The 26,886-nt window shown below is 68.1% G+C and carries 25 protein-coding genes; 9 read left to right on the forward strand and 16 right to left on the reverse strand.

Going from position 1 to position 26,886, the window contains the following annotated elements:
* The gene (locus tag ADBZ9K_RS06980) at window positions 1–1,089 is read left to right on the forward strand and encodes a class I SAM-dependent methyltransferase (protein ID WP_526619364.1); all 1,089 of its coding nucleotides are present in this window, start codon (window positions 1–3) and stop codon (window positions 1,087–1,089) included.
* Here ADBZ9K_RS06980 and ADBZ9K_RS06985 read toward each other — a convergent pair.
* The 9 genes from ADBZ9K_RS06985 to ADBZ9K_RS07025 all read right to left on the reverse strand — a co-directional run bounded on the left by ADBZ9K_RS06985 (window position 1,081) and on the right by ADBZ9K_RS07025 (window position 11,315).
* Window positions 1,081–2,844, reverse strand: coding sequence for an Hsp70 family protein (locus ADBZ9K_RS06985; protein WP_526619366.1), 1,764 nt, complete (start codon window positions 2,842–2,844; stop codon window positions 1,081–1,083). The two genes, ADBZ9K_RS06980 and ADBZ9K_RS06985, sit on opposite strands and share 9 nt — an antisense overlap.
* A gap of 94 nt (window positions 2,845–2,938) precedes the next feature.
* Window positions 2,939–4,009, reverse strand: a complete 1,071-nt coding sequence (locus ADBZ9K_RS06990; protein ID WP_526619367.1) for an NAD(P)H-dependent amine dehydrogenase family protein — start codon at window positions 4,007–4,009, stop codon at window positions 2,939–2,941.
* 185 nt (window positions 4,010–4,194) lie between these two features.
* Window positions 4,195–5,205 (reverse strand): DUF5914 domain-containing protein, encoded by a 1,011-nt coding sequence (locus ADBZ9K_RS06995; RefSeq protein ID WP_526619368.1) that lies wholly within the window; start codon window positions 5,203–5,205, stop codon window positions 4,195–4,197.
* The gene (locus tag ADBZ9K_RS07000) at window positions 5,202–6,737 is read right to left on the reverse strand and encodes an FAD-dependent oxidoreductase (protein WP_526619369.1); all 1,536 of its coding nucleotides are present in this window, start codon (window positions 6,735–6,737) and stop codon (window positions 5,202–5,204) included. Before ADBZ9K_RS07000 ends, ADBZ9K_RS06995 begins: the two co-directional genes overlap by 4 nt.
* Window positions 6,734–7,459, reverse strand: a complete 726-nt coding sequence (locus ADBZ9K_RS07005) for a class I SAM-dependent methyltransferase (protein WP_526619370.1) — start codon at window positions 7,457–7,459, stop codon at window positions 6,734–6,736. Before ADBZ9K_RS07005 ends, ADBZ9K_RS07000 begins: the two co-directional genes overlap by 4 nt.
* A complete protein-coding gene (locus ADBZ9K_RS07010) occupies window positions 7,456–7,659 on the reverse strand; it encodes a hypothetical protein (RefSeq protein ID WP_526619371.1) in 204 nt (67 codons plus the stop codon). The genes ADBZ9K_RS07005 and ADBZ9K_RS07010 overlap by 4 nt, the downstream gene beginning before the upstream one ends.
* The gene (locus ADBZ9K_RS07015) at window positions 7,659–8,591 is read right to left on the reverse strand and encodes a phytoene/squalene synthase family protein (RefSeq protein ID WP_526619373.1); all 933 of its coding nucleotides are present in this window, start codon (window positions 8,589–8,591) and stop codon (window positions 7,659–7,661) included. The genes ADBZ9K_RS07010 and ADBZ9K_RS07015 overlap by 1 nt, the downstream gene beginning before the upstream one ends.
* A 2-nt stretch (window positions 8,592–8,593) precedes the next feature.
* Window positions 8,594–10,117 carry a phytoene desaturase family protein gene (gene crtI, locus ADBZ9K_RS07020; RefSeq protein ID WP_526619374.1) on the reverse strand — a complete coding sequence of 508 codons (1,524 nt, stop codon included), beginning with the start codon at window positions 10,115–10,117 and terminating at the stop codon, window positions 8,594–8,596.
* A 16-nt stretch (window positions 10,118–10,133) separates the two neighbouring features.
* Window positions 10,134–11,315, reverse strand: a complete 1,182-nt coding sequence (locus ADBZ9K_RS07025; RefSeq protein ID WP_526619375.1) for a polyprenyl synthetase family protein — start codon at window positions 11,313–11,315, stop codon at window positions 10,134–10,136.
* A 302-nt stretch (window positions 11,316–11,617) separates the two neighbouring features.
* Here ADBZ9K_RS07025 and ADBZ9K_RS07030 point away from each other — a divergent pair, with 302 nt between their 5' ends.
* Together ADBZ9K_RS07030 and ADBZ9K_RS07035 are read left to right on the forward strand one after the other, a co-directional pair.
* On the forward strand, window positions 11,618–12,049 hold the full coding sequence (locus tag ADBZ9K_RS07030) for a hypothetical protein (RefSeq protein ID WP_526619376.1): 432 nt from the start codon (window positions 11,618–11,620) through the stop codon (window positions 12,047–12,049).
* 91 nt (window positions 12,050–12,140) lie between these two features.
* Entirely contained in the window at window positions 12,141–12,881 is a 741-nt protein-coding gene (locus ADBZ9K_RS07035; RefSeq protein ID WP_526619377.1) for an SDR family NAD(P)-dependent oxidoreductase, read from the forward strand.
* Here the strand turns inward: ADBZ9K_RS07035 and ADBZ9K_RS07040 are convergent.
* Both ADBZ9K_RS07040 and ADBZ9K_RS07045 read right to left on the reverse strand, forming a co-directional pair.
* Window positions 12,878–13,327, reverse strand: coding sequence for an SRPBCC family protein (locus ADBZ9K_RS07040; RefSeq protein WP_526619378.1), 450 nt, complete (start codon window positions 13,325–13,327; stop codon window positions 12,878–12,880). The genes ADBZ9K_RS07035 and ADBZ9K_RS07040 overlap by 4 nt on opposite strands.
* Before the next feature lie 8 nt (window positions 13,328–13,335).
* The gene (locus ADBZ9K_RS07045; protein ID WP_526619379.1) at window positions 13,336–13,671 is read right to left on the reverse strand and encodes a DUF732 domain-containing protein; all 336 of its coding nucleotides are present in this window, start codon (window positions 13,669–13,671) and stop codon (window positions 13,336–13,338) included.
* A gap of 389 nt (window positions 13,672–14,060) precedes the next feature.
* Here ADBZ9K_RS07045 and ADBZ9K_RS07050 point away from each other — a divergent pair, with 389 nt between their 5' ends.
* The 3 genes from ADBZ9K_RS07050 to ADBZ9K_RS07060 all read left to right on the forward strand — a co-directional run bounded on the left by ADBZ9K_RS07050 (window position 14,061) and on the right by ADBZ9K_RS07060 (window position 17,788).
* A complete protein-coding gene (locus ADBZ9K_RS07050; RefSeq protein WP_526619380.1) occupies window positions 14,061–14,492 on the forward strand; it encodes an MmpS family transport accessory protein in 432 nt (143 codons plus the stop codon).
* Window positions 14,489–17,374, forward strand: a complete 2,886-nt coding sequence (locus ADBZ9K_RS07055) for an MMPL/RND family transporter (protein ID WP_526619381.1) — start codon at window positions 14,489–14,491, stop codon at window positions 17,372–17,374. Before ADBZ9K_RS07050 ends, ADBZ9K_RS07055 begins: the two co-directional genes overlap by 4 nt.
* Before the next feature lie 126 nt (window positions 17,375–17,500).
* A complete protein-coding gene (locus tag ADBZ9K_RS07060; protein ID WP_526619382.1) occupies window positions 17,501–17,788 on the forward strand; it encodes a hypothetical protein in 288 nt (95 codons plus the stop codon).
* Here the strand turns inward: ADBZ9K_RS07060 and ADBZ9K_RS07065 are convergent, their stop codons facing one another.
* Window positions 17,789–19,639 carry an AMP-binding protein gene (locus ADBZ9K_RS07065; protein ID WP_526619383.1) on the reverse strand — a complete coding sequence of 617 codons (1,851 nt, stop codon included), beginning with the start codon at window positions 19,637–19,639 and terminating at the stop codon, window positions 17,789–17,791. It abuts the gene before it with no gap.
* 373 nt (window positions 19,640–20,012) lie between these two features.
* A complete protein-coding gene (locus tag ADBZ9K_RS07070) occupies window positions 20,013–20,534 on the reverse strand; it encodes a hypothetical protein (RefSeq protein WP_526619384.1) in 522 nt (173 codons plus the stop codon).
* Between ADBZ9K_RS07070 and ADBZ9K_RS07075 the strand changes: the two genes are divergently transcribed.
* The 3 genes from ADBZ9K_RS07075 to ADBZ9K_RS07085 all read left to right on the forward strand — a co-directional run bounded on the left by ADBZ9K_RS07075 (window position 20,527) and on the right by ADBZ9K_RS07085 (window position 23,207).
* Complete coding sequence (locus ADBZ9K_RS07075; protein WP_526619385.1) at window positions 20,527–21,930, forward strand: DUF4185 domain-containing protein; 1,404 nt, start codon at window positions 20,527–20,529, stop codon at window positions 21,928–21,930. The genes ADBZ9K_RS07070 and ADBZ9K_RS07075 overlap by 8 nt on opposite strands.
* Window positions 21,931–22,083: 153 nt before the next feature.
* Complete coding sequence (locus tag ADBZ9K_RS07080) at window positions 22,084–22,797, forward strand: TVP38/TMEM64 family protein (RefSeq protein WP_526619386.1); 714 nt, start codon at window positions 22,084–22,086, stop codon at window positions 22,795–22,797.
* A 23-nt stretch (window positions 22,798–22,820) separates the two neighbouring features.
* Window positions 22,821–23,207 carry a DUF2237 family protein gene (locus tag ADBZ9K_RS07085; protein WP_526619387.1) on the forward strand — a complete coding sequence of 129 codons (387 nt, stop codon included), beginning with the start codon at window positions 22,821–22,823 and terminating at the stop codon, window positions 23,205–23,207.
* Here ADBZ9K_RS07085 and ADBZ9K_RS07090 read toward each other — a convergent pair whose 3' ends face one another.
* Genes ADBZ9K_RS07090 through ADBZ9K_RS07100 form a run of 3 tightly spaced genes read right to left on the reverse strand, consistent with a single transcriptional unit; the run spans window position 23,208 to window position 26,829 of the window.
* Window positions 23,208–24,461 (reverse strand): acyl-CoA dehydrogenase family protein, encoded by a 1,254-nt coding sequence (locus ADBZ9K_RS07090; RefSeq protein WP_526619388.1) that lies wholly within the window; start codon window positions 24,459–24,461, stop codon window positions 23,208–23,210. It lies immediately after the preceding gene.
* Window positions 24,462–24,478: 17 nt separating this feature from the next.
* Window positions 24,479–25,495, reverse strand: a complete 1,017-nt coding sequence (locus ADBZ9K_RS07095; protein WP_526619389.1) for an LLM class flavin-dependent oxidoreductase — start codon at window positions 25,493–25,495, stop codon at window positions 24,479–24,481.
* Window positions 25,492–26,829 carry a glutamine synthetase family protein gene (locus tag ADBZ9K_RS07100; protein ID WP_526619390.1) on the reverse strand — a complete coding sequence of 446 codons (1,338 nt, stop codon included), beginning with the start codon at window positions 26,827–26,829 and terminating at the stop codon, window positions 25,492–25,494. Before ADBZ9K_RS07100 ends, ADBZ9K_RS07095 begins: the two co-directional genes overlap by 4 nt.
* Window positions 26,830–26,886 lie beyond the last annotated feature (57 nt).

A 26,886-nucleotide genomic window follows, 5' to 3' on the forward strand; every position in this document is an offset into this window, starting at 1 on the left:
GTGCCCGAGTCCAGCATCGTGGTGCGTCCGCAGCCGATGGACAGCGCCACCTACACCCCATCATCGCGACTACAGGCCGCCGGATTACGCACTGCAATAACGCTTTTCGAGAACGCGGCGCAAACAGTGCCACTACCGAGGACGCCTCACCCCATCACCATCGCCGACTACGGTGCGGCCACCGGATACAACTCGCTATTGCCGATCGGGGCAGCGATCACCGTGCTGCGCAAGCGGACCCGCCCCGACCATGCCATCCTCGTCGCGCACACCGACGTGGCCGACAACGACTTCTCGGCACTGTTCACCACCCTGAGCCAGGACCAGGACAGCTATCTCACCAAGGACCGGGCCACCTTCGCCTCGGCGGTGGGCCGCTCGTTCTACCAGCAGATCCTGCCGTCGGACAGCATCGTGCTGGGCTGGAGCTCCTGGGCCGTGCACTGGTTGAGCCGGATCCCGATGCCCATCCCCGATCACGTGCAGATCTCCTACAGCGCCGACGACACGGCTCGGCAGGCCTACGCCCGTCAGGCCGCCGAGGACTGGCACGAGTTCGTCGCCTTCCGCGGCCGCGAACTGGCTCCCGGCGGGCGGCTGGTGGTCTTGACGGTCGGGCTCGAGCCCGACGGCGGCTCGGGCTTCAAATCCGCGTTCGACGCGATCGTGACCACGCTGCGCCAGTTCGTCGAGGAAGGTCTGGTCACCGCCGAGGAAGCCCGCCGCATGTCCATCCCCTCGATGGGCCGCGAAGAGAAGGACTTCCGGGCGCCGTTCGCCCCGTCCGGGCGGTTCGAAGGTCTGTCGATCGAGCATCTGGAGTTGTTCAATGCCGAGGACCGGTTCTGGGCGCAGTTCCAGGCCGACGGCGACGCGAAGGCGTTCGGCGCGAATTGGGCTGGGTTCCTTCGGGCTTCGATCTTCCCGACGCTGGCCGCGGCGCTGAATCCGGATTCCATCGATGAGCGGGGTGCGCAATTCGCCGGCCGGCTGGAGGCCGCGGTGGCCGCCAGGCTCGCCGCGGCCCCCGAGCAGATGTCCATCCCGCTGGCCAACGTGGTGCTGGCCAAGCACCGCCGCTCAGCGTGACGGCGGTTGCACGAAGATCTGCGGCAGCCCGGGAATCGTCGGGATCGGCGGGATCGTCGGGATGAACGGCGGCTGAGTCGACGTCGGCGGCGCGACGGTGGCGGTCTCGGTCACCGGCGGCGGGGTGGACACCGTCGTCGTCACCACGGTGGTCGTCTCGGTCTCGGTGACCGGCGGCGGTGGCGGCGCTTCGGTGGTGACCGGCGGGGCCTGCACGATCTGGGTCTGGGTGACCGGCGCCGGGACCTGCACCACGGTGCGCGGTGGCGGTGCTGCCGCAGTGGCCTGCACCGCCTGATTCTCGACGGGTGCCGAGGTTGGAGCGTCGACCGGGGGCGCGGGAGCGGCCTGCGGAGTGGTGGTGATGCTCGGCGTCGGCGTCGCCGGTGCGGCACCGCTGTCGGCGCGCAGCGCCACCGCTGTCCCGGCCCCGGCGACGGCGATCACCAGCAGGGCCGCGGCCACCACCGGCATCGGGCGCCGGTACCACGGCGGGGCCGCCTCCTGGGCGGGTGCGGGGTCAGGTTCGAAGTCCAGTTCCGGACGCGCGCTCACCGGCGGCACCGGGTCGCCCACCGGCGCCCGGTCGGCCACCGGAGCCAGGTCAGGCAGGTCGGCCGCCTGCGACCAGGCCAGCGCCCGGCCGGTCGGGGGGCCGGGCTCCACCGGCTCAGGAGCCAGCACCGGGGTCGGGGCAAGGGCGGTGGCACTGGTGTCGGCGGGCGCGCGGGCGGCCCGCAACGCGGCACCGATGGCGACGGTCAAGGCCGGGCGGGGAGTGGTGATCACCGGCACCCGAAGGTGCTCAGACAGCATCGTGGTGATCGCCGGGATAGCGGCGACGCCGCCGACGGAGGCCACCGCGGCGAGGTCTCCGGGCCGGACCCCGGCCCGGGTGATGGTGTCCTGCACGGCGGCCACCAGCTCGGACAGTGCGCGCCGGATCGCCTCGTCGAGTTCGGCACGGGTCAGCCGGACGTCGCCGCGGAAGCCGGGCAGCTCGGCGGGCAGGGCGGTGACCGTCACCGTCGACAACCGCTCCTTGGCCGCGCGGCACTCCGCCCGAAGCCTGGTCAGCGATCCGATCGCGGAAGTGCCGGTGACGTCCAGCGTCCCGCCGGCCGACAGCTCGGCCACCACATGGGCCAGCAGGCCCTGGTCGATGAGGTCGCCGGAGAAGTCGAGATGGCGAACCGTCGGGGCGATCGCCTGGCGGGCGTCGACCAGCGTGATGGAGGTGCCGCTGCCACCGAAGTCACACAGCGCGACCACGCCGCGACCCGGGAGCCCGGGTTCGGCCTGCAGCGCGGTCAACGCAGCCGCGGTGTCCGCGATCAGCAGCGGCTCCTCGGCCGACCATTCGGGAACGCGGCGAATCGCCCGGCGTAGCGCGTCGACGGCCGGCGCGCGCCAGTGCGCGGGGTGGGTGATCGCGGCGGCCGGCGGCAAAGGACGGCCCGCGGTCGCCGCGTAGGCCAACGCCCGCAGCGCGTCGGCCAGCAACGCCTCGGCGGGGTGCACCGAGCCGTCGGCGGCCACGACGGGGACCGGGTCACCGACGCGGTCGACGAAGTCGGTGATCACCAGGCCCGACTCGTCGAGGCGGGGGTTCTCCGACGGCAGGCCGACCTCGGGTGAGCGATGCCGGAAAAGCGTGATCACCGGCCTGCGGGTGATCGAGCGTTCCGGGGTCACCGCGCTCAGCATGGTCGCCCCGACGGACAGGCCGATCGCCGGCCTCGTTGGGTCTGTCATGTCGTCCAATCCGGGCTTCCCGCGGCAAACGGGTAGCCCCAGCGCCGATCATCGGATTCATCAGAGATGTCGGCGTGGACGGGGACGACGTTACTCAGCGAATGGTGCCGCGCCCCGGGATCAGGGGCAGATCCAGCGGTGTGACCCAGCCGGCCGACAGGTCATTGACGGCCGGGACGGCATTGAGCGCGCGCAGTCCCGTGGACAGGCAGCCGGCCGTCGCCGCGTCACGTCCGGAGCCGTCGGTGAACCGGAACGCGGTCTCCTGGAAGATCGTGGGGGTGCCCTGGATATCGACGCGATAGACATCGTCCTGGGTGCCCGAGGGCCAATCCGGGGCGGCATCCTGGCCGATCCGGTTGACGTGCTCCAGCTGAATCCGGGTCTCCCCCTGGTAGACGCCATTGATGGTGAACCGCACCGCCGCGACGTTGCCGGCCGGGATAACGCCCTTGACGGTCTTGCGCTCGGTCGGGGTCACCCATTTCTCCCACGTGGTGGTGATCTCGTCGAGCTCGATTCCGGCGGCATAGGCGATCATCGGCACGGTCGCACCCCAGGCGAACACCAGGATGTCGGAGTTCTCCAGCAGCGGCTTGAACTCGGGTTCGCGCCCGATCCCCATTTCGAACTCATAGTCGCCCTCGTAGTTCGTGTAGTCCAGCAGCTCGGAAGCGCGGACCAGGCGCACCTGGGAGGTCAGCCCCATCAGCGTCATCGGGAACAGGTCGTTGGCGAAGCCGGGATCGATCCCCGTGGTGAAACACGACGACTGGCCCGCCTCGCAGGCCTGGGTGATCGGGTCGATCCAGTTCGGCGGGTTGAGGTGCATCTTGGGCCACACCCACGGCGTCATCGCGGTCGAGCACACGTCGATGCCGGCCCGCAGGAACCGGGAGATCAGGTCGATGTTGGCGTCGGCGTGCGCCGCGGTCGGCCCGTAGTGCACCAGCGCGTCGGGCTTCAACGCGATCAGCGCGTCGACGTCATCGGTGGCCACGAGGCCGACTTCGGGGATACCGCAGATCGTCCCGATGTCGACACCCACCTTGGCCGGATTGCTGACCCCGACCCCGACCAGCTCGAACTCCGGGTGGGCCAGCACCTCGGGAATGACCATCCGGCCGACAAATCCGGTACCCCAGATCACGATTCGCTTCGCCATGGCTGGAGACTAACCGCGTGTCGCGGGTAGTTGGGTCACTTGTCCCGGTCGCTGGAAGTGCGGGGTGTGCCGCGACGCCAATCACGGTCGACGGAGGGCCGTTCGATGTGGTGCTGAACCTGGTCAACACCCCCCGTAGGAGCCCGCGGCGATCGCCGGCCTCGCCCCCGGCGACCATGGGACGCCTAGCCAGATGAATTGTCGCGCAGGGCGAATCGGCGCTCAGCGTAGGCGAGGTCATCGCGCCACAGCCGGGTCGCCGCCAGCCGCATCACCGGGGTGATCAGGGGTGCCGCGCGCAATGAGTACCGGAAGCCCGTTCGGTCGGAGTGCGCGACGACCGCCTCGATCACCGCGGTGCGCGGGCGCCCGTCCGATCCGGGGCCCATCGGCGTGGCGTGGGTCTCGACGACGCTGCCTGCGCCCTCACCGTCGATGATCCGCATGACGATGGTCCGCGGCTCGGGCGCGGTGAACTCGGCGATCACCGGGACACCGAGGCGCCCCATCCGGAAGGTGACCGCGACCAGGAAGCGGTCAGCATCCTCGTCGGCATCGGCGGGCGGCGCGCTGAGCACCTCGAGCTGGGTGAACGAATAGGGGTGGAACCACGCACCATGCCAGGGGTCGAGCCGGTTGGCGATGATGTCGGAGGGTTCGCACACCCCCTCCAGCCGGGTCACCGCCGCCAGCTGCGCGCCGACCGGACGCACCGGGATTACCGGGGTGTCCAGTGGCGGCTCCTGGCCGACCCGGTCGAGCCGCACCCACACCAGCACACCGTCGTCGAAGGACGGCAGCGGCTTCCAGCCGAACTCGCGACCGCCTTCCAGCCGCAAGCCGTGCCAGGGGCAGATCAACCCGCCGCACTGCACTTTTCCGGTGGCCAGGTCGGCACCCAGGTGCGGGCAGGCGGCCGGCCCGACATGCAGGCGGCGCTGCTGGTCACGCCAGGCGACGATCTCCACCCCGCCGACCCTGGTGCCGAACGGCCGATCGGTGCGCACGTCGGCGCTGGCGGCGAAGACGAACCAGTTACCGGACGGTCTTCCCGCAGCCCGGCGCAGGGCCGAGTCGATGAGGCCGGGTTGGGCGTCCTGGTAGGTCGGCCGCTGCCGGGCCCAGTCGAGCTTCGGAATGACCTGCAGTGGAATATCTTTCGGCCATCGTGCGGAGATACGTGCTTTCAGGCTCATCGGGCGGCCCTTTCTCGGCCGGCCAGGCGGCGCAGGGCCGGCGAGCGGCCCTGCACGGGCACGGTGTGCAGCGTGTGCCCGCTGACTCCCCAGCCGGCCAACAACCGGTTGGCTGCCGACCATCCAGTGGTGGCGGCTCGTTCCATCAAGGCTACCGGCAGGTCGATGCGGATGCCGTCGCCGGCAAGCATCAGACCGGGCACCGGGGTGTCCACGGTGGGCCGGTTGGCGAAGGCACCCGGCGAGAACAGCGGACAGTCGTCGCGCAACAGCAGCGTCTCCCGCACGATGCCCGCAGCGGCGGTCTCGGGGTAGAGCTGATGCAGGCGGGCCAGCATGCGCTCCCGCAGTCCTTCGAACGGCGGCGGGTCCACCACCGAATAGGAGTGCACCTCCACCACCGAACCGCCGTGTGCGCGTGCCCATTCGGCGGCTTCGCGCTCGTAGGCGCTGACCACGCTGATGTTGTCGACGGGTTCCAGCCCGCCGGTACCCAGGAACGCCGGACGATCCGCTTGGACCGGCCGGTCCAGCCACAGCCGCTGCACGACGAACGGTGGCGCGGTGCGCAACTCCGACACCTGGTTACGCCAGGTGTCCTCACCCAGTCCCGGTGAGGCGGCCACGATGTTCTGCAGGCCCGCCACGTCGGTGGCCAGCACAACGCCGTCGGCATCGATCGTCGCCCCGGTCGAGTCGTGGACTTGCAGGACCCTGGCCCCACCCACGCTGATCGAGTCGGCGGACACACCGGTGCGCAGTTGCACGCCCTGCCCACTGAGGTAGTCCCCCAACGGTTCCCACAGCGCGGTGTTGAAGTTCGATTCGGCGACGTCGAACACCAGACCTTCGCTGGAGCCCAGGAAGTAGATGTGGAACATGGTCGCCAACTCGGCCGCCGAGAGCCGCTCGGGCCGGGCGAAGAAGCTGCGTGCGAACACCTCGAAGGCCAGGTGCCGTGCGGCAACCGGGAAGTTGATGTTGGTCAGGAAGGTTCCGGCGTCGATGCCGTCGAGACGGTCGTAGATCTCCGGGACCGACACCGTGACCAGCGGTGCGGCAGCAACAGCGTTGAGCCGCACCATATCCCGGAGCCGGAATGTGGGACTGCGCAGGGCGAAGGCAAGCGCGTTCCACGGTGGCGTCTTGGGCAGCCCGCGGAAGGTGTCGCGGCGGCCCTCGCCGTCGACCAGCGGATAGTCCTCGACGGCCCGCAGCCGCCGCAATCCGGGATCGCTGCGGCTCAACAACGTTCGCAGGTTGTAGTACTGCCGGAAGAAAGCGTGGAAACCGCGGTTGTTGGCCACCTCGGTGCCGTCGTCGAGGCGCTCGGTCCAGCCGCCGACCCGTCCACCCAGATAGTTCTGCCGCTCCAGCACCTCAACGTCCACACCGCGTTCGGCGAGCCCGGCCGCGGCCGCCAGGCCCGCGATGCCGCCGCCGACCACGACGACGCGCGGGGTGCTGGGCAACGCACTGGCATGCCGAAGCCCCGCGGGACCCGGGTGGGTGACGCGACGGGGATCGTTCATTGCGGTGCGTCCGCGAGGAAGGTGTGCACGATGTCGCGCTGCCAGCCGGGCATCGTCTCGCTGTGCACACCGGTGAACCCCGCCGCCACCAGCCGGCGCTGGAATCCGGCCGCGCCGTCGAAGGTGTTCACGCTGCGCCACAGGTGACGGTAGAGGGTGCTGTCACGGGTCTGCCGCCAGCCCGCCGGGATGATGATGCCCCAGCACACCGCGTTCCAGATGGCCCTGGCCGCTCGGGAATCGCGCACCGAATATTCGTGCACCGCCAGCGTGCCCCCTGGCCGCAGCAGCTGGCGCAGCTCCCGCAGCTCGGCGTCCGGATCGGCGAGGTTGCGCAGCAGATAGGCCGCCAGGATGCCGTCGAACGGACCGTGCACCCCGGCCTCGGCGATCGACTCGATCGGGCTGTGGACGAAGCGGACGTTGTCGGGCCAGGACTTGGCGGTCGCCTCGGCCAGCATGCCCGCCGAGGCGTCGACCGCGACGATCTCGGCATGCGGCGCCGCCTGCAGCAGCGCCGCGGTTGAGGCGCCGGTCCCGCAGCCGGCGTCGAGCAACCGCAGCCCGCGCCCGCCGTCGGGAATCCGCATCCGCCGCGCCGAGATCCGCAGGTGGTCGTGATAGCCGGGGTTGGCCCCCACCAGCCGGTCGTAGGCGCGCGCACCGACGTCGAAGGCCCCGGGCACCTGCTCCCGCTGCAACCCGCGATTGCCCACACTCACCACCGGCGGTCTCCTCGTTCCTCGGAGCAGCGTCGTTGCTTCTCCCACGGCAGCAGCACGGCCGTGCCCGTCGATCTCCAGTATTCGGCCTTGCCCAACAAGCCGGTGGGCAATAGCAGCAATTCCCGCGCGATCACCACGACAGCCGCGGTGACCAGCAGCCAGGCGCCCGCCGTGATCAGGTACTGCCACTGATCCATCAGGCGGCGCCATACCTGCGGGCGCGCCGGGCCCGAATCAGGCCGCCGGTGAACACCCGCAACCGCCGGCCGACACCCACCGAGGCGCGCTGGCTGAACACCGCGAAGTCGACGGCCTCGATGCGGTCGAGGATCTCCGAGTAGAGGGTGAACGCGGTCGCCACGCAGGGTCGCGACTGCGGAGCGAGCAGAGCGATCCCCTTGCGCGCCTCGCGGTAGACCTCCCGGGTGACGGCGTGCTGGGCGGCCAGCGCCTCGCGCACCTTCGGATCGGTGCGGCGGTTCTGCTGGCACCAGGTCAGCAGATCGCGGTCCACCCCATAGGCGGCGAGTTCGTCGGCCGGCAGGTAGACCCGGTTGCGGGACAGATCCTCGTCGACGTCGCGCAGGAAGTTGGTCAGTTGGAATGCCCGGCCGAGCGCTTCGGCGTACGGCTCGGCCTCGGCGGCCGGCACGACTGTGCCCAGGATCGGCAGCATCTGCAGTCCGATGACCTCAGCCGAGCCCCGCATGTAGCCGTTGAGCGCGGCACGATCGGGATAGTCGGTGACGGTCAGGTCCATCCGCATCGACGACAGAAAGTCGTCGAACAGCTCCACGGGAATCCGGTAGGTGCGGGCGGTGTGCAGAACAGCGGCCAGCACCGGCTCGCTCGCGTCAGCGGTGCCGCTGAAGAACTTCGCCGACAACCGGTCGAGGCGCTCCCGACGCTCGGCCACCCCGGCGTCAGATTCCATGTCGTCGAGGATGTCGTCGGCGTAGCGGGCGAACCCGTACAGGGCGTGCACGGCCGGCCGCTGCGACGGCGCCAGCAGGCGGGTGGCCAGGAAGTAGGTCCGACCGTGCTGAGCGTTGAGACGCCGGCAGTAGCGGTAGGACTCGATCAGCCGGGTGTCGTCGATACCTGCGGCGTGCAACTCGGCGTGAATCATCACTACCTGCTTCCCGACCTGGTGATGGTGCGTGCGGCTGAACGGTCGTTGACGACGCCGGTCACGCGGTCGGCGGCCAGCCGCCCCGACAGCAGCGCGGTGGGCACGCCCACGCCCGGCACGGTCGATCCACCGGCCAGCACCGCGTTCTCGATGCCGCGCACCGTGTTGGCGGGCCGGAACGGACCGGTCTGTGCGAAGGTGTGCGCCAGGGCGAAGGGCGAACCGGCGGCCATTCCCTGCCGGGCCCAGTCCGCAGGCGTGACGATGTCGAGGATCTCGGCATCATCGGCGAGCCCGGGCAGCAGCCGCTCGGCTGCGGTGGCCACCACCCGGCGGGCGTAGGCCTCACCATCCGAGGCCCAATCGACCACGCCCACTTCGAGATTGGGCGCCGGGGCCAGGATGTAGAGCAGATCACGTCCGGCCGGGGCCAGGCTCGGGTCACCGGCGGTGGGACGGGTCACCAGCAGGGATGGGTCGCTCATCAACACACCGTCGCGGATGATCTCGTCGAAGGTGCGCGCCCAGTGTCCGCCGAAACTGATGTTGTGATGCGCCAGCCGCTCGCCCACGGCCGGGCAGCCGACATGCACGACGACGGCCGACGGCGCGGGACGCATCGTGATCGGGCGGCGCGGGGTGCGGCCCAGCAACTGGTAGGTCAGCGGTAGTTCGGTGGTGAGAACCACAGCGTCGCAAGCGATCCGGTCGCCCTGGCTGGTGCGCACCGCGGTCACCCGCGACCCGGAACGCTCCAGGGCGGTCACGGTCGATTCGTAGCGGATCTGCACCCCCGCGGCGACCGCGGCGGCAGCCAGCGCCTCGGGCACCGCACGCATCCCTCCGCGCGGGAAGTACACCCCGGCGACGGTGTCCATATAGGCGATCACCGCGTAGGCGGCCAGCGCCTGCTGCGGCGGGACGCCGGCGTAGAGCGCCTGGAAGGTGAAGATCCGTTGCACCCGTTCGTCGGTGATGAACTTGCCGACCATCCGCTCCCAACCCCGGAAGCCGCCGATGGCAGCCAGCCTGGCCAGCTGCGGAGTCAGCAGCGACAGCGGCGAATCGAAGTTGGAGGCAATGAACCCGTTCATCTCCAGCTTGTAGAGCTCGGTGAGCCAGGCCCGCAGCCGTTGGTATCCGGCGGCCTGCTCGGGCCCGGCGAACGCCTCGATCGCCGCGGCCATCTTCGCGCCGTCGGTATGCACGTCCAGTGCGCTGCCGTCGGCGAACGTGGCCCGGTAGGCGGGGTCGACGGGCAGCAGCTCGAGGTGCTCGGTCATCGAGGCACCGACCGCGTCGAACGCCTCCTCGATGATGTCGGGCATGGTCAGCACGGTCGGCCCGGTGTCGATGCGATAGCCGCCGATGTCGGACTGCCCCATCCGCCCGCCCGGGAACGAGTAGCGCTCGACGATGGTGACCGAACGCCCGCGGCCGGCCAGTTGCAGCGCCGCCGACAGACCGGACAGGCCCGCGCCGACCACCACGACGTGCCCGGTCGCGCCGGGTACGGTACGCATCAATTGCTCCTCTTCATCAGGTCACCCGCAGCGTGCAGACCGCGGCCATGTTGGCCAGCGCCGACTGCACCCAAGGGTCGATTCTGTTGTCACAGACGTGATCTCGCGCGGTCGCTACCCGTTCGGCGATCATGTCTTCGATCCATTCCACCGCGCCGGTGGCCACGATCAGGTTGCGCCAGTGGGCGATGTCGGCATCGTCGAGATCGTCGGCGTTCGTCAGGTCGGTGAACTGGCGACGAATGGCCGCATCGGCCATCTCGTGGGCGGCCACCACCACGCTGGTTGCCTTGCGCTCGGCGAGGTCACCACCGATGGGTTTGCCGGTGACCGCCGGGGAACCGAACACGCCCAGGATATCGTCGCGAAGCTGGAAGGCCTCCCCCACCGCGTTGCCGTACTGCCCCAGGACGTCGATGAGGTCTTCGCGGCCGCCCATCGCGGCGCCGATCTCCAGCGGCCGGCGCACGGTGTAGTTGCCGGACTTGCGGCGCGCCACGTCGAGAACTTCGTCGAGGGTGGGAAGACCACTGACATCGTTTGCGACATCAGCGAATTGACCGACGGCAAGCTCAATGCGCATCGCGTCGTACCGCCGCCAGGCCCGCGCCAAAGCCGCGTCGGCGACACCGCTGTCCCGCATCATCTGCTCGGCCCACACCAGGCACAGGTCCGACAGCAGGATCGCCGCCGATGCCCCGAACCGCCGCTGCGATCCCGACAACCCGTTGTCCCGGTGCCAGTGGCCGAACTGCACGTGCGCGGAGGGCTGCCCGCGGCGCAGCGGTGAGTCGTCCATGACGTCGTCCTGGAGCAGCGCAAAAGCGTGCAGCAGCTCCAGAGCCGCGCTGGCCCGCAAGGCAGCGTCGTCGGCTGGCGCACCGCACAGCCAGCCCAGGTACATGAAGGTCGACCGCAGACACTTGCCGCCGCTGAGGAACTGCACCAAGATCTCGGCGGCGACATCGATGCCGGTGTCGGCCAGTTGCGCGGCGCACCGGGTGTCGACGAAGTGCCCGACGTGGGCCAGCGCAGCCTGCCGGACGCCGTTGCGCCAGATCTCGAACTGCGCGTCAGGTGTCCCGACCGCCGATTCGCCTGGCGCTGGCATGCGCCCGCCGCCGAAAGTGACGGCGTCGAATGCGCGCAATGGCTGCTCCTTCCCCGTCAGGGCCCGTATTCCGCCCGGGCCGAGCATCCCGCCTGCAATACCCCTCGGGGCACAGCTGCAATCAGGTGCTCGTCGTCTCGGTACCAATTCAAGGCGAGCGCCGACCCGAACGCCCCCTCCGCGGGCACATGGTCACGTACGCGTAATTTTTTCGCCGACCGGTTCTAGCTGCAGATACCGAGTCGATCGCGACGTGCCGGGCAACAGTTCGGGAGACTCCTCGCTACCTAACCACGGCGCGACGTGCTGAGGGTTCGCCCTGCTTGGCGATAGCCTCGGCAGGACCGGCCGCGGGCTGAGATGCTCGGACGGTGAAAACTCTTGCCGTAGTGACCTCACCCGAGTCGCCGACGGTGGCCGGCTCGGTCTCCACCACGGACAGCGCCGTCATTGCCGGGTCGGTCGGCACCATCCGCAGCGCGGTCGTAGCCGGATCCATCGCCACCGCCGGCAGTGCGGCGGTCGGCGGCTCGATCGCCACCGCCGGTAGTGCGGCGGTCACCGGCTCGATCGCCACCGCGGGCAGTGCCCTCATCGTCGGCTCGGTCGCCACCGCGGGCAGTGCCCTCGTCGTCGGCAGTGTGTTGACCGTTCTGTCGGTTCTGATGCGCAAGTGCGTGGCGTGCCTGGCCTGTGTCGCCTGCCGCCGCTGCACGGCTTGTGTGGGTTGCGTCCGGTGCACCGATTGTGTCGGGTGTGTCGGGTGCTACAACTGCTCAGGACTGCGCAATGCGGTGGGGCTTCGCGACGTACATGCCTGATTGATGGCGTCGCGGCGACGATGCGGGCCGGTGTGGCCCGCGGAGCAGCCCGGCCATCGAAACCGAGCATCCCGACGGAAAGGGTTGAGGCATGACACAACTGGACGGCAAGGTCGCCCTGGTGACAGGCGCGTCGTCGGGTCTGGGTGCGGCGGTGGCGCAGGTGTTCGCCGCGCGCGGGGCCACAGTGTTCGGCATCGCGCGCGACACCGAACGGATGGCGACGGTGTTCGAATCGGTTCCCGGCGGTGGGTACGCGTCGGTGGACATCACCAGCGCGCAGGCCTGCCGGGATGCGGTCGCCCTGTGCGTCGAACGGTTCGGCCGGATCGACGTGTTGGTGAACGCGGCGGGGTTTCACCAGATGCGGCACACCGCGAAGGTGGCCGACGAGGACTGGGACTATGACCTGGCGGTCAATCTGAACGGACCGTTCTATCTGTGCCGTGCCGCGCTTCCGCACCTGCTGAAAGTCGGCGGCAACATCGTCAACGTGGCCTCGATCGCCGGGATTGAGGGCGAGGTCTACTCGGCCGGCTACTGCGCGGCCAAGCATGGGCTCGTGGGCCTGACCAAGGCACTGGCCATCGAGTTCACCAAGGACCGGCTGCGCGTCAACGTGGTGTGCCCGGGCGGCATGCTCACCCCGCAGGTGACCGACTTCGCCACCCCCGAGGACGCCGACTGGAACCTCATCATGCGCATCGCCGCGCCCCGCGGAATGATGGCCCCAGAAGACGTGGCCAAGGTCATCGCGTTCCTGGCCAGCGACGACGCCTCAACCATTCACGGCGCGGTGTACAACGTCGACAACGGCAAGACCGCAGGCTAGCTATCGAAGTGCCGCCGAATGCCGGCCAGCATCTCGGTGTGTGCGGCGACGGCCTGACCGACGGTGATGCCGAGCAGTGGCCAGGGCGCCCGGAATCGAATGCGTTCGGTCAGCCGGGTCCCGGTCGGTATCGGGTCGAATGTGACCACCGCATCCAGCTGAACCCGGGGAAACTGGCGTGCCTGCGTGATCACCGGGCCGGCCTTAGGCACCTCCAGCTGTGCCGTGTAGGTGATCGGAAGGGTCACCGGGCCCAGCGGGATGCGGTCGCGAACCCGGTAAATGTGGGTATAGCCGTTCCCGTTCTCGGTGCGCGACAGGGTTTCGACGCCCACCACCAGGGGATGCACATCGGCGATGTTGGACAGGTCGACGTAGTGGTCGCGGACCTGGTTTGGCGCGGCCGGGATGTCCTCGGACAGGGTCCGGTCGACCGAGCGGGCCATCAGGCGCCCTAGATAGCCGCCCTCTGCAGCACCCCGACCTGGTCGGGGCAGTAGGTGCCGATGGCCGCACCGAGGAACTGCAGCGCCTGGCCCTGGTTGGTGCCCAGCGGCAGATTGGTGACCAGGAACTTGGCGGAGGCGTAGGCATCCTTGTCCAGGCCGGTGGCCAATCGCTTGCAGGTGATCTTGCCGATCCACGCGTTGTAGTCACGAGGCCCGTAGATCCCGAAGGTGTGCAGCTGATTGGCGAAGTCGGTGTCCGGATCGGCGTGCGACGGCGCGGCCAAAACGATGGGCGCGGCGACGGCCGCAGCGGCGACCATGGCAAGCCTCGTTACGTTCATGGCCAAGATTGTAGGCCAGCTAATCACCGTCGCGACAGGCATCCGGCACAATTGGTTCCCTGACACCCGAATCCGGCTCTCCCGCACCGTGCCGTCGGCGCCCAAACGGGCCGCACGGACGCCGTCGCAGGTTGGGCCCCGTCACACCCTTCGGCCGGATGTGACCTCAGGCACGAATGCCGGAAGCGAGTCGGTTACGGGAGCTACCCGGGGGTATCGTCCGATCAATTAAGTGGGCTAATCTCTCAGTTAAATCGGCTAACATGTCGCGACGCGAGAAGCGCGAGAAGATGGGATCGAGATGACACGGACGGGCCCCCTCCCGATCGGCGCTGCAGTGTTCAACGCGCTGTCCGCGTCGTCGACGTCGTAGCCTCCTCGGGGATTTTATGGTCAAGGCACTAAGGCGGGCTTGGATACCGTTGGTCATCGCGGTCGTCGTCGCGCTGGCCGGTTTCGCCGTCTTCCGATTGCACGGGGTGTTCGGCAAGACCGAGCTGACGCGCCCCGGCAGCGGCTTGGCCAACGACACCAAACCGTTCAACCCCAAGCAGGTCACCTATGAGATCTTCGGCCCCGCGGGTGCGGTAGCGACGATCAACTACCTCGACCTCGACGCGCAGCCGCAGATCGTGCGTGACACGACGCTGCCGTGGTCGCTCACGCTGTCCACGACCGCCCCGGCGGCCAGCGCCAACATCGTCGCCCAGGGCGACACCGACACGATCGGCTGCCGCATCTTCGTCGACGGTGTGCTCAAGGATGAGAAGACCTCCACCGGTGTCAACGCCCAGACCTTCTGCCTGGTGAAATCGGCATGACCAATCAGCACGTCGGCGCCCACCCCGCCATCCCCCGATTCATCCGGATGTTCTCCGTGCCGATCCTGCTGTTCTGGTTCGGCCTGGTTGTCGTGCTCAATGTCGCCGTGCCGCAGCTCGAAGTGGTCAGCCAGCAGCATTCGGTGTCGTTGGCCCCCGACGACGCCCCGTCGCTCAAAGCGATGAAGCGCGTCGGCGCCGACTTCCAGGAGTTCAAGTCCAACAGCTCGGTGATGCTGCTGCTCGAGGGAGACCAGCCGCTCGGCGAAGAGGCGCACCACTATTACGACGGCCTGATCCAGAAACTGCGGGCCGACACCACCCACGTCGAACACATCCAGGACTTCTGGGGCGATCCGCTGACCGCGGCCGGATCCCAGAGCGCCGACGGCAAGGCCGCCTACGTCCAGCTCTACCTGGCCGGCAACCTGGGCGAGGCCATGGCCAACGAATCGGTGGACGCTGTCCGCAAGATCGTCGACGCCGATCCGCCGCCGGCCGGTCTCAAGGTCTATGTCACCGGCCCGTCGGCGCTGAGCCACGATCAGCACACCGCCGGCGACAAGAGCGTCCAGTTGATCACCGCCGTGACCATCGGCGTCATCTTCCTGATGCTCATGCTGGTCTACCGCTCGGTCATGACCACGATCCTGGTCCTGGTCATGGTGTTCCTGGAGTTGTCCGCGGCCAGGGGCATCATCGCGTTCCTGGCGCACAACGACGTCATCGGCCTGTCGACGTTCGCGGTGAACCTACTCACCACGCTGGCCATCGCCGCCGCGACGGACTACGCGATCTTCCTCATCGGGCGCTACCACGAGGCGCGCCTGGACGGCGAGGACCGCGAAACCGCGTATTACACGATGTTCCATGGCACCTCCCACGTCATCCTGGGCTCGGGCCTGACCATCGCGGGCGCGACGCTGTGCCTGCACTTCGCCCGGCTGAATTACTTCAACTCGCTGGGCTTCCCGTTGTCCATCGGCATGCTGATCGCGGTGTTGGCGGCCCTGACCATGGGCCCGGCTCTCATCACCGTCGGCAGCCGATTCGGCCTGTTCGAGCCCAAGCGCAGGATGAACACCCGCCTCTGGCGGCGGGTGGGCACCGCGGTGGTGCGCTGGCCCGCGCCGATCCTGGTCGCCTCGATCGCGCTGGCGCTCGTGGGGTTGCTCGCCCTGCCGTCCTACAAGACCAACTACAACGACCGCAACTACCTACCCCAGGACATTCCGGCCAACGAGGGGTACGCCGCCGCCGACCGGCACTTCCCGCAGGCCCGGATGAATCCCGAGTTGCTGCTGATCGAATCCGACCACGACGTACGGAACCCGGCCGACATGCTGGTCGTGGATCGGGTCGCCAAGTCGATCTTCCATATCCCCGGTATCGGCCGGGTCCAGACGATCACCCGTCCACTCGGCACACCCATTGAGCACACGTCGATTCCGTTCATCATCAGCATGCAGGGCACCACCCAGACGATGAACATGTCCTATCTGCAGGACCGCATGAAGGACATGCTGAAGATGGGCGACGAGATGCAGGTCACCATCGACACGATGGAGCAGATGCTGGCCCTGACCAAAGACATGGTCGGTATCACGCACAGCATGGTCACCAAGACCAAGCAGATGGTCGCCGACACCAACCAAATCCGGGACAACATCTCCAATTTCGACGACTTCTTCCGGCCGATCCGCAATTACCTCTATTGGGAACCGCACTGCTTCGACATCCCCATCTGCTGGTCGATGCGGTCGATCTTCGATTCTCTCGACGGAATCGACACGCTCAGTGACGATCTCGCGTCGATGCTCGTCGACATGGACAAGCTCGACACCCTCATGCCGAAAATGGTCCAGATCATGCCGCCGATGATCGCGACCATGAAGGAAATGAAGACGACGATGCTGACCATGCAGGCCACCATGGGTGGCATGCAGGATCAGATGCAGGCCATGCAGGACAACGCCACCGCCATGGGCCAGGCCTTCGACGCGTCGAAGAACGACGACTCGTTCTACCTGCCGCCCGAGGTGTTCGACAATCCCGAATTCAAGCGTGGATTGAAGATGTTCGTCTCACCGGACGGAAAAGCGGTGCGGTTCATCATCTCCCACGAGGGTGACCCCGCGACGCCGGAAGGCATCTCGCATATCGACAAGATCAAGAACGCCGCGTTCGAGGCGATCAAGGGCACCCCGCTGGAAGGTTCAAAGGTCTATCTGGGTGGCACCGCCTCGGTCTACAAGGATATGCAGCACGGCGCCAACTACGACCTGCTGATCGCCGGGATCGCCGCGCTGGGACTGATTTTCATCATCATGCTGATGATCACCCGAAGTGTGGTGGCCGCCGCGGTGATCGTGGGCACGGTGGTGTTGTCGTTGGGCGCCTCGTTCGGCCTCTCCGTGCTGATCTGGCAGCACATCATCGGGCTGCCGTTGCATTGGATGGTCATCGCGATGGCGGTCATCATCCTGCTGGCGGTGGGGTCGGACTACAACCTGCTGCTGGTAGCACGGTTCAAAGAAGAGATCCACGCCGGCCTGAACACCGGCATCATCCGGGCGATGGCCGGCAGCGGATCGGTGGTGACCTCGGCCGGCCTGGTGTTCGCGTTCACGATGGCCTCCATGGTGATCAGCGATCTGCGGGTGGCCGGTCAGGTGGGAACCACGATCGCCCTTGGCCTGTTGTTCGACACCCTGGTGGTGCGCTCGTTCATGACCCCGTCGATCGCGGCGCTTCTGGGCCGGTGGTTCTGGTGGCCGCAGCACGTTCGCCAGCGCCCGCTGCCGCAACCGTGGCCGCCGGCTCCGGCTGCTGCGGATCGCCAGGAAGTGAGCGCAACACCGCACGGTGACGCCGCACACTGACGGCGGCGCCGGACATACCCTGTTCGATACCTGTTCAGCCGCCGTTCGCACAGCGGCAAGTCTGGCCATGACTTTGCTGTCATCCTTGACGCAGGCCCGTGAGCCGGCCGTCGAGGAAGGACTCTGATGTCGCTCGAACTGCGTTATGTCGCCGCACTATTGATCGCCGCCGGTGCGTCGATCACGCTGGCGCCCTTGGCTATTGCCGACCCACCGAGCATCCCCGAGCCCGGTTCGGAGTCTGCGGCCGCCACTATCCGCGACCTCGACGCCGCAGGCTATGACGTCTCCTTGCAGTACGAGAACGGCGTGCCCAATGGCGGGCTGTCGCAGTGCACCGTCACCGACATCGATACCGCGGGCCCGGCTGGCAGCCAGGGCATCGCCTACGTCACGGTCAACTGCAGCAAGTAGTCAGTCGAATTCGCCTGCCATATAGGCGATTCGGCACGCGCTGCGGGCGAGCTTCCCACTCGTCGTCCGCGGGATGGAACCGGCGGGCACCAGTCTGACGTCGGCGACCCGCAGGTGGTGGATCCGCGACACCGCGGCACGCACCGCCTCGGCGACGTCGGCGACGCCTAGCCGGCCCGAACCGATGGCCCGTTCCGCGACAATGACGAGCTGTTCGCCCTGTCGGGCCTCGGACTCCGTCGCAAAGGCCGCGACGTAGCCGTCTCGAATTGCCGTCGATGACCGGCTGACGGTCTCTTCGATGTCGACGGGATAGTGGTTACGTCCGTCGAGGATGACGAGGTCCTTCGACCGCCCGACGATGTACAGTTCGCCGTCGAGGTATACGCCGAGATCACCCGTTGCCAGCCAGCATCCGTTGTCCGGGACACCTTCTGTGTGGCTTCGGCACTTCAGCCGGGTCTGGAGTTTGTTGGCGAAGACCCGCTGGGTCTCATCCTCTCGCGCCCAGTAGCCGCGCCCGACGTTGTTGCCGTGCAACCAGATCTCGCCGACCTTGCCGTCAGGCAGCTCGGCTCCCGCATCGGCATCGACGATGACCAGTGACTCGTTGGGGATTGGTTGGCCACAGCTGACCAGCGTGACGGTGCTGGGTCCGCCGGCGTCGTCGCGAACGGCACGCCCCTCCCCCAGCGCAGCGCGGTCCAGGTGTACCGCCGATGCGCAGGCATGTGGGGAGATGCTGGCCACCGACAGCGTTGCTTCGGCCATGCCGTAGGACGGCTTGATCGCGCTCGCGGGCAGACCGTAGGGGGCGAACGCGTTGACGAAGCTCTGGATCGCTTCCATGGTCACCGGTTCGGAGCCGTTGAGGAGTCCGACGACATTGCTGAGGTCCGGTGCTTCACCTGCTGGCGGCAGCCCCCGTTCGGCGGTCAGCGCGAACGCGAAATTCGGTGCGGCCGCGAAGGTCCGGCCGTGCGCCGCCTCGGCGGCAAGCTGCCGGATCCACCGGTAGGGCCGCCGCAGGAACGCCATCGGGTCCATCAGGGTGATCTGACCACCGCAGAGCATCGGGAACATGATCATGATCAATCCCATGTCGTGGTAGAGCGGTAGCCAACTGACGCTGCGAACGCCCGTGTCCAGCCCACCGGCCATGATCATTTGGGCGACATTGGTACACACCGCCCGATGGGTGATCTCCACGCCCACCGGCGACCGGGTCGATCCGGAGGTGTATTGCAGGTAGGCGATGTCGTCGGCAACCCGGTCGATGTCGGTCAGGGCGTGCGCCAATGCGGCCGGGACAGCGTCGATCGCGATCACCCGCGGCCGGTCGGCCAGCGGGACCACCCGCAACATCTCCCGTACCGCTGCGGCCGCATCCGTCGTTGTCAGCACCACCCGAGGACGCGCATCGGCGAGCACCGCCCTGAGACGTTCGGCGTGACCTGACAACGCGGGTACGAACAGTGGCACCGCGATGGTGCCGGCGTGGATGGCAGCGAAAAACCCCGCCACGTAGTGCAAACCCTGGGGTGCCAGGATGGCAACCCGATCGTTCGGTGCGGTGACCTGCCGAAGGCGCGCGGCGATCGCGCGCACCGCCACCTCCAGGTTCTGCCAGCTCAGCTCGTCGAACGCGCCATCGCGGTCGCGCGAGTAATCAACGAAGCGGTAGGCGGCCCGGCCGCGCTCGGCGGCCGCATTACCGGCGAGGAACGATGTCACCGTCACCCCGTCGGGAATGACGATCGTGCCGTCACTGGACACATATCTCGACAGACGATCCTCAGCAGCGCTGCCGCGCGACCCATAGCCGTTGTCGCGCAGGCTTTCCCGACCCATCCTACGACATTATTAGATAGTCTTGATAGATGGGATGTCAGGAACGTGTAATACCTGTCACCGCGGCCGGGCGGGCCGGGTTCGCATCACACCGCGATCGGTCCGGCCGTACGGCGGCGTAATCGAGCGCTGGCTGAGCTTCATCGAGCGCGGCCAGACCGATGAACTCGACGACCTGCTCGACGACGATGCGGTGTTCTACTCCCCCCGCGGTGTTCACCCCGCAGCGTGGGCGGGCCACCGTGGCGGCCTATCTGCGTGCCGCGGGTAATCCCCACCATGGGCGCGTTCCTGACCCGCTGATCGGTGAAGATGTTTGCGCGGCTCGTGGCCAGAGTGAACCATGAGGTTTGCCAGATGCGGTACCGTCTGGTCAGGCACTGACCGCATTCGCGGAAACGCATGCCGGGGGGTTTGCGATGGAGTCGGTGACGTGTACTGATCCGACAGGGGTGGAAGTGATGGGTCCGACGAAGAATGCCTCCGCATACGTGGGTCGCCTCGGCGGCTTGGCGGTCGCCCTCGGGGTAGGGGTGGCCATTTTCGGCGGCGCGGGCGCAGCCTGGGCCGACTCCTCGGACTCGGGCGATTCCGGCTCAAGGGCCCAGGGACCGTCGGCGCCCGGCTCGTCGGCAACCGGGTCTTCGTCGGCAAAGCCGGCCAAGCCCTCGACACCGTCGGCCTCCCCCGGGTCCTCCTCGCGCGCATCGGGGAAGGCGAGTGCCCGACGCAGCACCGTGTCGGCGACGGGTGGCGCACTCAGCAGCACCGACGCTACCGGCGGCTCCAGCAGGGCCGTTCGCGCCGCCACCGCAATACCGGCCCCGGCGGCGGAGGCACTAACGGCCAGCGCGGTCGCCACACCGGTCCAGCCCAGCGCCCCACCGGTGGTCACCCGGCTACTGTCGGCGGCCGGGCTCGGCGGCACGGGCAAGTCACCGGTCACCCCGACCCCCGATCCGGGTCTGGCACTGTCCGGGCTGGCCGCGTCGGCACGACGTGGAACATCCACCGGCTCCGCCACCCCGGCGGCTTCGACCACGCCGACCGCCGACGCCGCGGCGTTGGCCGCGGTGGCCTCGACGCCGAGCAGCCTGCCGTCCTCGCCGGTCGGCTGGGTTACCGGCCAGGTCAACAGCGCCTATCCCGGCATCGGCTGGCCCCAGACCAACAACACCGCCGGCTTCGGCATCTGGGGCACCGACCTGGGCATCATGTGGGAGAACGGCCTGACCGGCAAGATTCAGTTGGCGTTCGGTGACACCTTCAGCGGACCGAACATGACCGGCGACTGGCGCTCAAATGTCCTGCTGCTGAGCACCGACACGAATCTGACCAACGGCCTGAAGCTGCTGCAAACCGGCTATGCCTACCAGTTCATTCCGCGTGCTCCCAGCGCACTGTTCCCGATCCTCGGCTCCGAGGTCACCGTCATCCCGACATCGGCGATCTCGGTACTCAACCAGCAGTACGTGAACTACATGTCGGTGAGGTCGTGGGACACCCCCGGTCGGTGGACCACCAACTACTCCGCGATCTCGGTCTACGACCAGGCGACCGACAAGTGGGTGCTGGCGCCCTCCACGATCCGCTCGGCGAGCTGGTTCGGCTCGTCGCAGCCCTATGTCCCCGGCAACCAGAACTTCCAGCAGGCGGCTTATGTTCTGCAGCCCGCCGACCAGGTTGCCCCCGGCGATACCCAGTACCTCTATGCGTTCGGGACACCGTCGGGCCGGGCCGGGTCGGCGTATCTTTCCCGGGTGGCCGTCGGCAGCGTCACCGATCTGTCGCAGTACCAGTACTGGAATGGCAACGACTGGGTGACCGGTAAGCCCGTCGCCGCCACCCCGATCATCGGCGATTCCACCCACTCGGCAGGCCTGTTCGGCCCCATCATCGACTGGGCCAACGACCCCAACGTGCTAGGCGGTTATCTGGGCGGCTTGTTCGGCGCCAAGACCGGCGGCAACGTCAGCGAGATGTCGGTGCAGTACAACGAGTATCTGGGCAAGTACGTGATGATGTATGGCGACGGCAACAACAACGTCCAGCTGCGCTACGCCGACTCTCCCGAAGGCGAGTGGTCGGCGCCGATCACCGTCGCGACCTCGACGACCTACCCCGGGTTGTATGCACCGATGATCCATCCGTGGTCGGGCACCGGAAAGCTGGTGGACAACAACGACGATCCCGACGTCAGCACTCTGTACTGGAACATGTCGCTGTGGGGCAACTACAACGTCGTGCTGATGAAGACCGACCTCAGTCCGCTCAAGACCACGCTGGTCTAGCGGCACGAGGATCGATTGCGATTGTCGCGGACGACTTTTCGCCCCGCTTCGGGGCGACGGGCGGAATCGCGCCGTCATCGCCCCGAGTCAACCGAACCAATGCGGGACCGGGAAGGACCGGTGACGGTGCCGTCGGGGACAATGGCACTCAGCATGGCCGACAATCCCCTGCCCGTCGCACCTCGCCGGTGGCCGCACATTCTGCGACTCACGCTGTTCGCCGCGTTCCTACTGGGCCTGTTCTATCTCGTCGCCATCTCCCGGGTGATCGACGTCGCGCACATCCGGGATGAGGTGTCGGCGACCGGACCCATCGCTCCCGTTGCCTATCTTGCGGTCTCGGCAGTGTTGGCTGCGGTGTTCGTCCCAGGACCGCTGCTGGCGGCCGGCAGTGGAGTGCTGTTCGGACCGCTACTCGGCACCTTCGTCACCTTGGGCTCCACGGTGGCCACCGCGACCATCGCTGCGCTGGTCGGAAGGCGCGCCGGCCGGGACAGCGCCCGGGTCCTACTGGGGGCCGAATGGTCGCGCCGGATCGACACTCAGATTCAGCAGCGTGGGCTGTGGGCCGTCGTCGGCCAGCGTTTCGTCCCTGGCATCTCCGACGCGCTGGCCTCTTACGCGTTCGGAGCTTTCGGAATGCCGTTGTGGCAGATGGCTGTCGGGGCCTTCATCGGCTCGGCGCCGAGGGCATTCGTGTACACGGCCCTGGGCGCGTCGATCTCGGACCTGTCTTCCCCACTGGCCTATGCGGCAATCGCGGTCTGGTGTGCCACCGCCGTCGTCGGGGCGTTGGCGGCGCACCGCGGCTACCGCGGGTGGCGTGCCCGCGACCGGCCGCCCGGTGGGTCCCGGCTGGAGGACTGAACCGGGACCTGGATACTGACCCCATGGCTGATCGCAACGTGCTCGGCGGCCCCCTGGAGCCCTGCGGAACCGATCCACTCACCGGCTTCTACCGCGACGGCTGCTGCTCGACGGGCCCCGAGGACGCCGGCCGGCACACGATCTGCGCCGTGGTGACCGCCGACTTCCTCGAACACCAGCGCTCCATCGGCAACGATCTGTCGACCCCGATGCCGCAGTACCGCTTCCCGGGCCTGGTGCCCGGCGACCGCTGGTGCGTCACCGCGCTGAACTGGCTGCGCGCCCACGCCGACGACCGGGCCGCGCCGGTGGTGCTGGCCTGCACCCATGAACGGACCGTGGAGGTCGTCCCACTGACGACCCTGCAGGCCTATGCCGTCGACGTGCCCGACGACCTCGGCGGCCTGTGATCAGAAGTACCCGTTGGCCGGTGGCCAGACCCCGTTGACTGCGTAGTTGCCGGCCGCGTGCGCCTTGTAGGCCAGCGGGTTGTGGGTGGACACCGTGCGCACGTTGCGCCAGTGCCGGTCGAGGTTGAGGGCGCGCGCCGTCGCTGATGCACCACCGGTGTCGAACAGCCGCTCAGCCGCGGTCAGAGCCAGGCGCTCGGCGATCAACTGGGCCTCGGCCACGACGACCGCCACCCGGGCCAACTCCTCGGCGTCGTCGATGCGTCCGGAGTCAACCAGCGCATCGAGCGCGTCGGCGGCGTTGAGCACCAGCGCCTCGGCGGCCGAGGCGTGGGCGGCGATCTCGCCCACCGCATGCAGCGTGAAGGGGTCGCCGGCTGCGGTGTCGGCCAGTGCATGGGCGGCCGGACGCGCCTTGGTCTGCACATACCAGACGGCGTCGTCGCGGGCCGCCGCGGCGATACCCGCCGCCACCGTGGCCAGATACAGCTGCAGGAACGCGGTGCTGTGACCGAGATGGTTGCCGTCGGAGACCGTGGTCACTTCGTGTGGCAGCACCTCGACGTTGGTGAACCGGGTGCCACCGCTGGCGGTCGTGCGCTGCCCGAAGCCCTCCCAGTCGTCGAACAGCTCCACTCCTTCGCGGCCGGCCGGCACGATGGCCTGCAGGTCGCGGCCCTGGGCGTCGCTGGCCGAGACGGCGATCAGGTCGGCGAACAGCGTTCCGGTGGAATAGAACTTATAGCCGTTGAGCCGGAGCACACCGTCGCCGTCGGCAAGCAGCGTGGTGTCCGCGCCGGAGGGCGTCTTGCCTTTGGCGTCGGTGATCGCATTGCCCACGATCACCCCGGCGTTGACGCGCGGGAACCATTCCCGACGTTCGGCCTCGACGGCACGGTTGCTCAGCAGCCGCTCGGCGAATCCGAAGTGCGGCCGAAGGGCTTGCGCCACATTGGAACTGCCGCGGGCGATCTGGATCACCGCGGTCAGCACGTCGCGCACCGAACCGCCCGGCCCGCCGTAGCGCGCCGGCACCCGCAGGGTCAGCACGCCGGTTCGGCGAATGGCCTCCACGGCGTCGTACTGCAGCACGCGGTCGCGTTCAGCGGCGGGATCGGCGCGGCGCAGATCGTCGACCACCGCGGCGAGCCGGTTCAGTCGCTGCGCAGGCGTCCCGCCCAGCGGCTCACTGGTGAACGGCGGGCGGGGTGCGACGGGGCGAGCCGCTTGGGATGTCTCGGCAATGACGGTCATAAGGGGTGGAACGCCTTTCAGCGATAGTGGCTGATGATGTGGTCGGCAAAACGGTCCAGCTCGGATTCGATCGGCTGGAATTGCAGCATGAACAACTCGACCCCGGCCGCGTGGAAGGCGTCGATGCGCTCGATCACCTGCTCGTAGCTGCCGACCAGGCCGGCCAGCGTGCCACCGTTGGAGCCGATCCGCCGCGTCCCGGCGAGCACCTGGTACATGGCGGTGTTCGGGTCGGTGCCGCTGGAGATCTCCGGCCGTTGCTCGGCGTCGATCAGCGACTGCAGATACGCCTCTTCGGCTTTGGCTTCGGCCTCGGTGGGGCGGGCAATCACGAAGGCCGACAACCCGAATCGCAGGGGCTGGCGATCGCGGGGACGGCTGCGCAGATCTTCGATGAGCGCGGTGGTGTCCGCCAGCGGCCTGCCGTTGATGAAGTACACATCGCCGCGGGAAGCGCCCAGCTCCCGGCCCGGCTCGGATTCGCCGCCGACATACACCGGTGGGACGTCTTTCGGGACGGGCCGCACCAGGGCCTGCTGTCCGCCCCGGCCACCGATCTCGACGTGCTTGCCGCTCCAGAGGTCGACGACGGTGTCCAACCACTGCCGGGTGTAGGCGTAGCGGTCGTCGTGCTCGAGTGGATCGAGGCCGAGGCCCTCCAGTTCGGGCAGAAACCATCCGGTGACCACGTTGATCGATAGCCGTCCGCCGGAGATATCGGCGACGTTCGCAGCGATCTTGGCGAACACCAGCGGATTGAACAACAGCGGTTTGATCGCCCCGATCAACTCAATCCGCTCGGTGGCCTCGGCCAGCGCCGCCAGGGTCGACCAGGTCTCCAGGACGTCGTTCTCGGTATCGCTGGGATGAATGACGTGCTGGGCTACCAGTGTCGCGTCGTATCCGCGGCGTTCGGCATGCACCAGCAGGTCGCGGGTGCGCCGATAGCTGGCATCCGGAAGGTCGTCCGGGTGTCGTCGGGCACCGTGATTGCCGTACACCGGCGCCCATACCCCAAACCGTGGGCCGCTCATGAGGTGGTCAGGTAGCGCAGGCGCTCCCAGTCGCTGACGTGGCTGGTGTAGGCCTGCCACTCGCTGCGCGCGATCGAGATGAAGTCGAGCACCGCATCCGGGCCGAGGATCTCCTGGATGGTGTCGTCCTGGGCGGTCAATTCCAGTGCGATACCCAACGACTGCGGCAACGGAGAACCCTTGCCGTAGAGGTTGCCCGACCCGGCCGGCGCCGGCGGGCGACCCGCCTCCAACCCGGCGACGACGGCGGCCAGTGCCGCGGCGATCAGCCAGTAGGGATTGGCATCCGAAGCGCCCGAACGCAATTCGATTCGGGTCGCGCCCGGCTGGTCCTCCACCAGCGACCGCACCGCCGCGCTGCGGTTGTCCCGGCTCCAGTTGACGGTATCCGGGGCGAACGAGTCCGGCGTATAGCGGCGGTAGGCGTTGACCGAGTGCGCCCCGAACAAGGTGATGGACGGCAGATGCTCGAGCAGGCCGGCGATGGCGAACAGGGCCAGCTCGTTCTCCTGGCCGTTCACCGGAGCGAACGCCGGCTCACCGTCACGCCACAGCGAAATATGCAGGTGGGCAGAGCTTCCCGAGTGCTCGGAGAACGGCTTGGGCATGAAGCTGGCCACCTTGCCGTGCTTGCGGGCGACCTCTTTGGCCGCGTACTTCAGCCGCGCGCCGTCGTCGGCAGCCTGCAGCGCGTCGGTGTACACCAGGTTGGTCTCCACCTGACCCGGGCCGTACTCGGTTTGGATGCCCTCCAGGCGGGTGAACACGCCGAGGACGTCGTAGAGGTCGGACAGCACCGGATCCAGGGTGTTGGCGTTCTCCAGCGAGTAGGCGTGGATGTCGTTCTGAATCGGCGTGCCGTCCGGCTCCAACAGGTAGAACTCGAACTCCACACCGACCTTTGCGGTGAAGCCCAGCGCGGCCAGCCGCGCGATCACCCGGCGCAGCGCCCCGCGCGGGTCGAGCAGCGACGGCGTGCCGTCGGGGCGGACGATGTCGGAGATCACGTGGCCCACGCCGGATCGCCACGGCAGCAGCTTGAACGTGGAGAAGTCCGGGATGGCGTGCACGTCCGGGTAGCCGCCATCCCAATTGGTCAGCCGCAGGCCGTCGATGACGGTGCCGTCGGTATTCCAGCCCAGCGCGGCCTCGCAGAAGGCAAAGCCGTGCCGGGCACGGTCGAGGAATTGCTTGGCGGGGATGCGCTTTCCGGCGGCGTGGCCGAACGGGTCGCTCCAGGCCACCTCGATCTCGGTCAGGGAACCCTCGTGCAGGCGGCGCAACAGTTCGGACTCGGCGTCTGAGACCGCAATTCCGTCGTGCAGCTGCGTCACAGTCGGACCTCCTTGGCTGGGTGCGCATCAATGTCACTCGCGGCCCCACCGGAGGAA

Source organism: Mycobacterium sp. (assembly GCF_965229265.1).
In the GTDB taxonomy this organism is placed as follows: domain Bacteria; phylum Actinomycetota; class Actinomycetes; order Mycobacteriales; family Mycobacteriaceae; genus Mycobacterium.

Bases quoted from the DNA above. Each gene is read 5' to 3' on its own strand.
- ADBZ9K_RS07015 (WP_526619373.1), bottom strand. From the start codon at position 8,591: ATGATTCACGCCGAGTTGCACGCCGCAGGTATCGACGACACCCGGCTG.
- ADBZ9K_RS07010 (WP_526619371.1), bottom strand. From the start codon at position 7,659: ATGGATCAGTGGCAGTACCTGATCACGGCGGGCGCCTGGCTGCTGGTC.
- ADBZ9K_RS07065 (WP_526619383.1), bottom strand. From the start codon at position 19,639: ATGGGTCGGGAAAGCCTGCGCGACAACGGCTATGGGTCGCGCGGCAGC.
- ADBZ9K_RS07025 (WP_526619375.1), bottom strand. From the start codon at position 11,315: ATGCTCGGCCCGGGCGGAATACGGGCCCTGACGGGGAAGGAGCAGCCA.
- ADBZ9K_RS06990 (WP_526619367.1), bottom strand. From the start codon at position 4,009: ATGGCGAAGCGAATCGTGATCTGGGGTACCGGATTTGTCGGCCGGATG.
- ADBZ9K_RS07055 (WP_526619381.1), top strand. From the start codon at position 14,489: ATGACCAATCAGCACGTCGGCGCCCACCCCGCCATCCCCCGATTCATC.
- ADBZ9K_RS06985 (WP_526619366.1), bottom strand. From the start codon at position 2,844: ATGACAGACCCAACGAGGCCGGCGATCGGCCTGTCCGTCGGGGCGACC.
- ADBZ9K_RS07085 (WP_526619387.1), top strand. From the start codon at position 22,821: ATGGCTGATCGCAACGTGCTCGGCGGCCCCCTGGAGCCCTGCGGAACC.
- ADBZ9K_RS07000 (WP_526619369.1), bottom strand. From the start codon at position 6,737: ATGAACGATCCCCGTCGCGTCACCCACCCGGGTCCCGCGGGGCTTCGG.
- ADBZ9K_RS07080 (WP_526619386.1), top strand. From the start codon at position 22,084: ATGGCCGACAATCCCCTGCCCGTCGCACCTCGCCGGTGGCCGCACATT.
- ADBZ9K_RS07035 (WP_526619377.1), top strand. From the start codon at position 12,141: ATGACACAACTGGACGGCAAGGTCGCCCTGGTGACAGGCGCGTCGTCG.
- ADBZ9K_RS06995 (WP_526619368.1), bottom strand. From the start codon at position 5,205: ATGAGCCTGAAAGCACGTATCTCCGCACGATGGCCGAAAGATATTCCA.
- ADBZ9K_RS07050 (WP_526619380.1), top strand. From the start codon at position 14,061: ATGGTCAAGGCACTAAGGCGGGCTTGGATACCGTTGGTCATCGCGGTC.
- ADBZ9K_RS07090 (WP_526619388.1), bottom strand. From the start codon at position 24,461: ATGACCGTCATTGCCGAGACATCCCAAGCGGCTCGCCCCGTCGCACCC.
- ADBZ9K_RS07045 (WP_526619379.1), bottom strand. From the start codon at position 13,671: ATGAACGTAACGAGGCTTGCCATGGTCGCCGCTGCGGCCGTCGCCGCG.
- ADBZ9K_RS07095 (WP_526619389.1), bottom strand. From the start codon at position 25,495: ATGAGCGGCCCACGGTTTGGGGTATGGGCGCCGGTGTACGGCAATCAC.
- ADBZ9K_RS07060 (WP_526619382.1), top strand. From the start codon at position 17,501: ATGTCGCTCGAACTGCGTTATGTCGCCGCACTATTGATCGCCGCCGGT.
- crtI (WP_526619374.1), bottom strand. From the start codon at position 10,117: ATGCGTACCGTACCCGGCGCGACCGGGCACGTCGTGGTGGTCGGCGCG.
- ADBZ9K_RS07040 (WP_526619378.1), bottom strand. From the start codon at position 13,327: ATGGCCCGCTCGGTCGACCGGACCCTGTCCGAGGACATCCCGGCCGCG.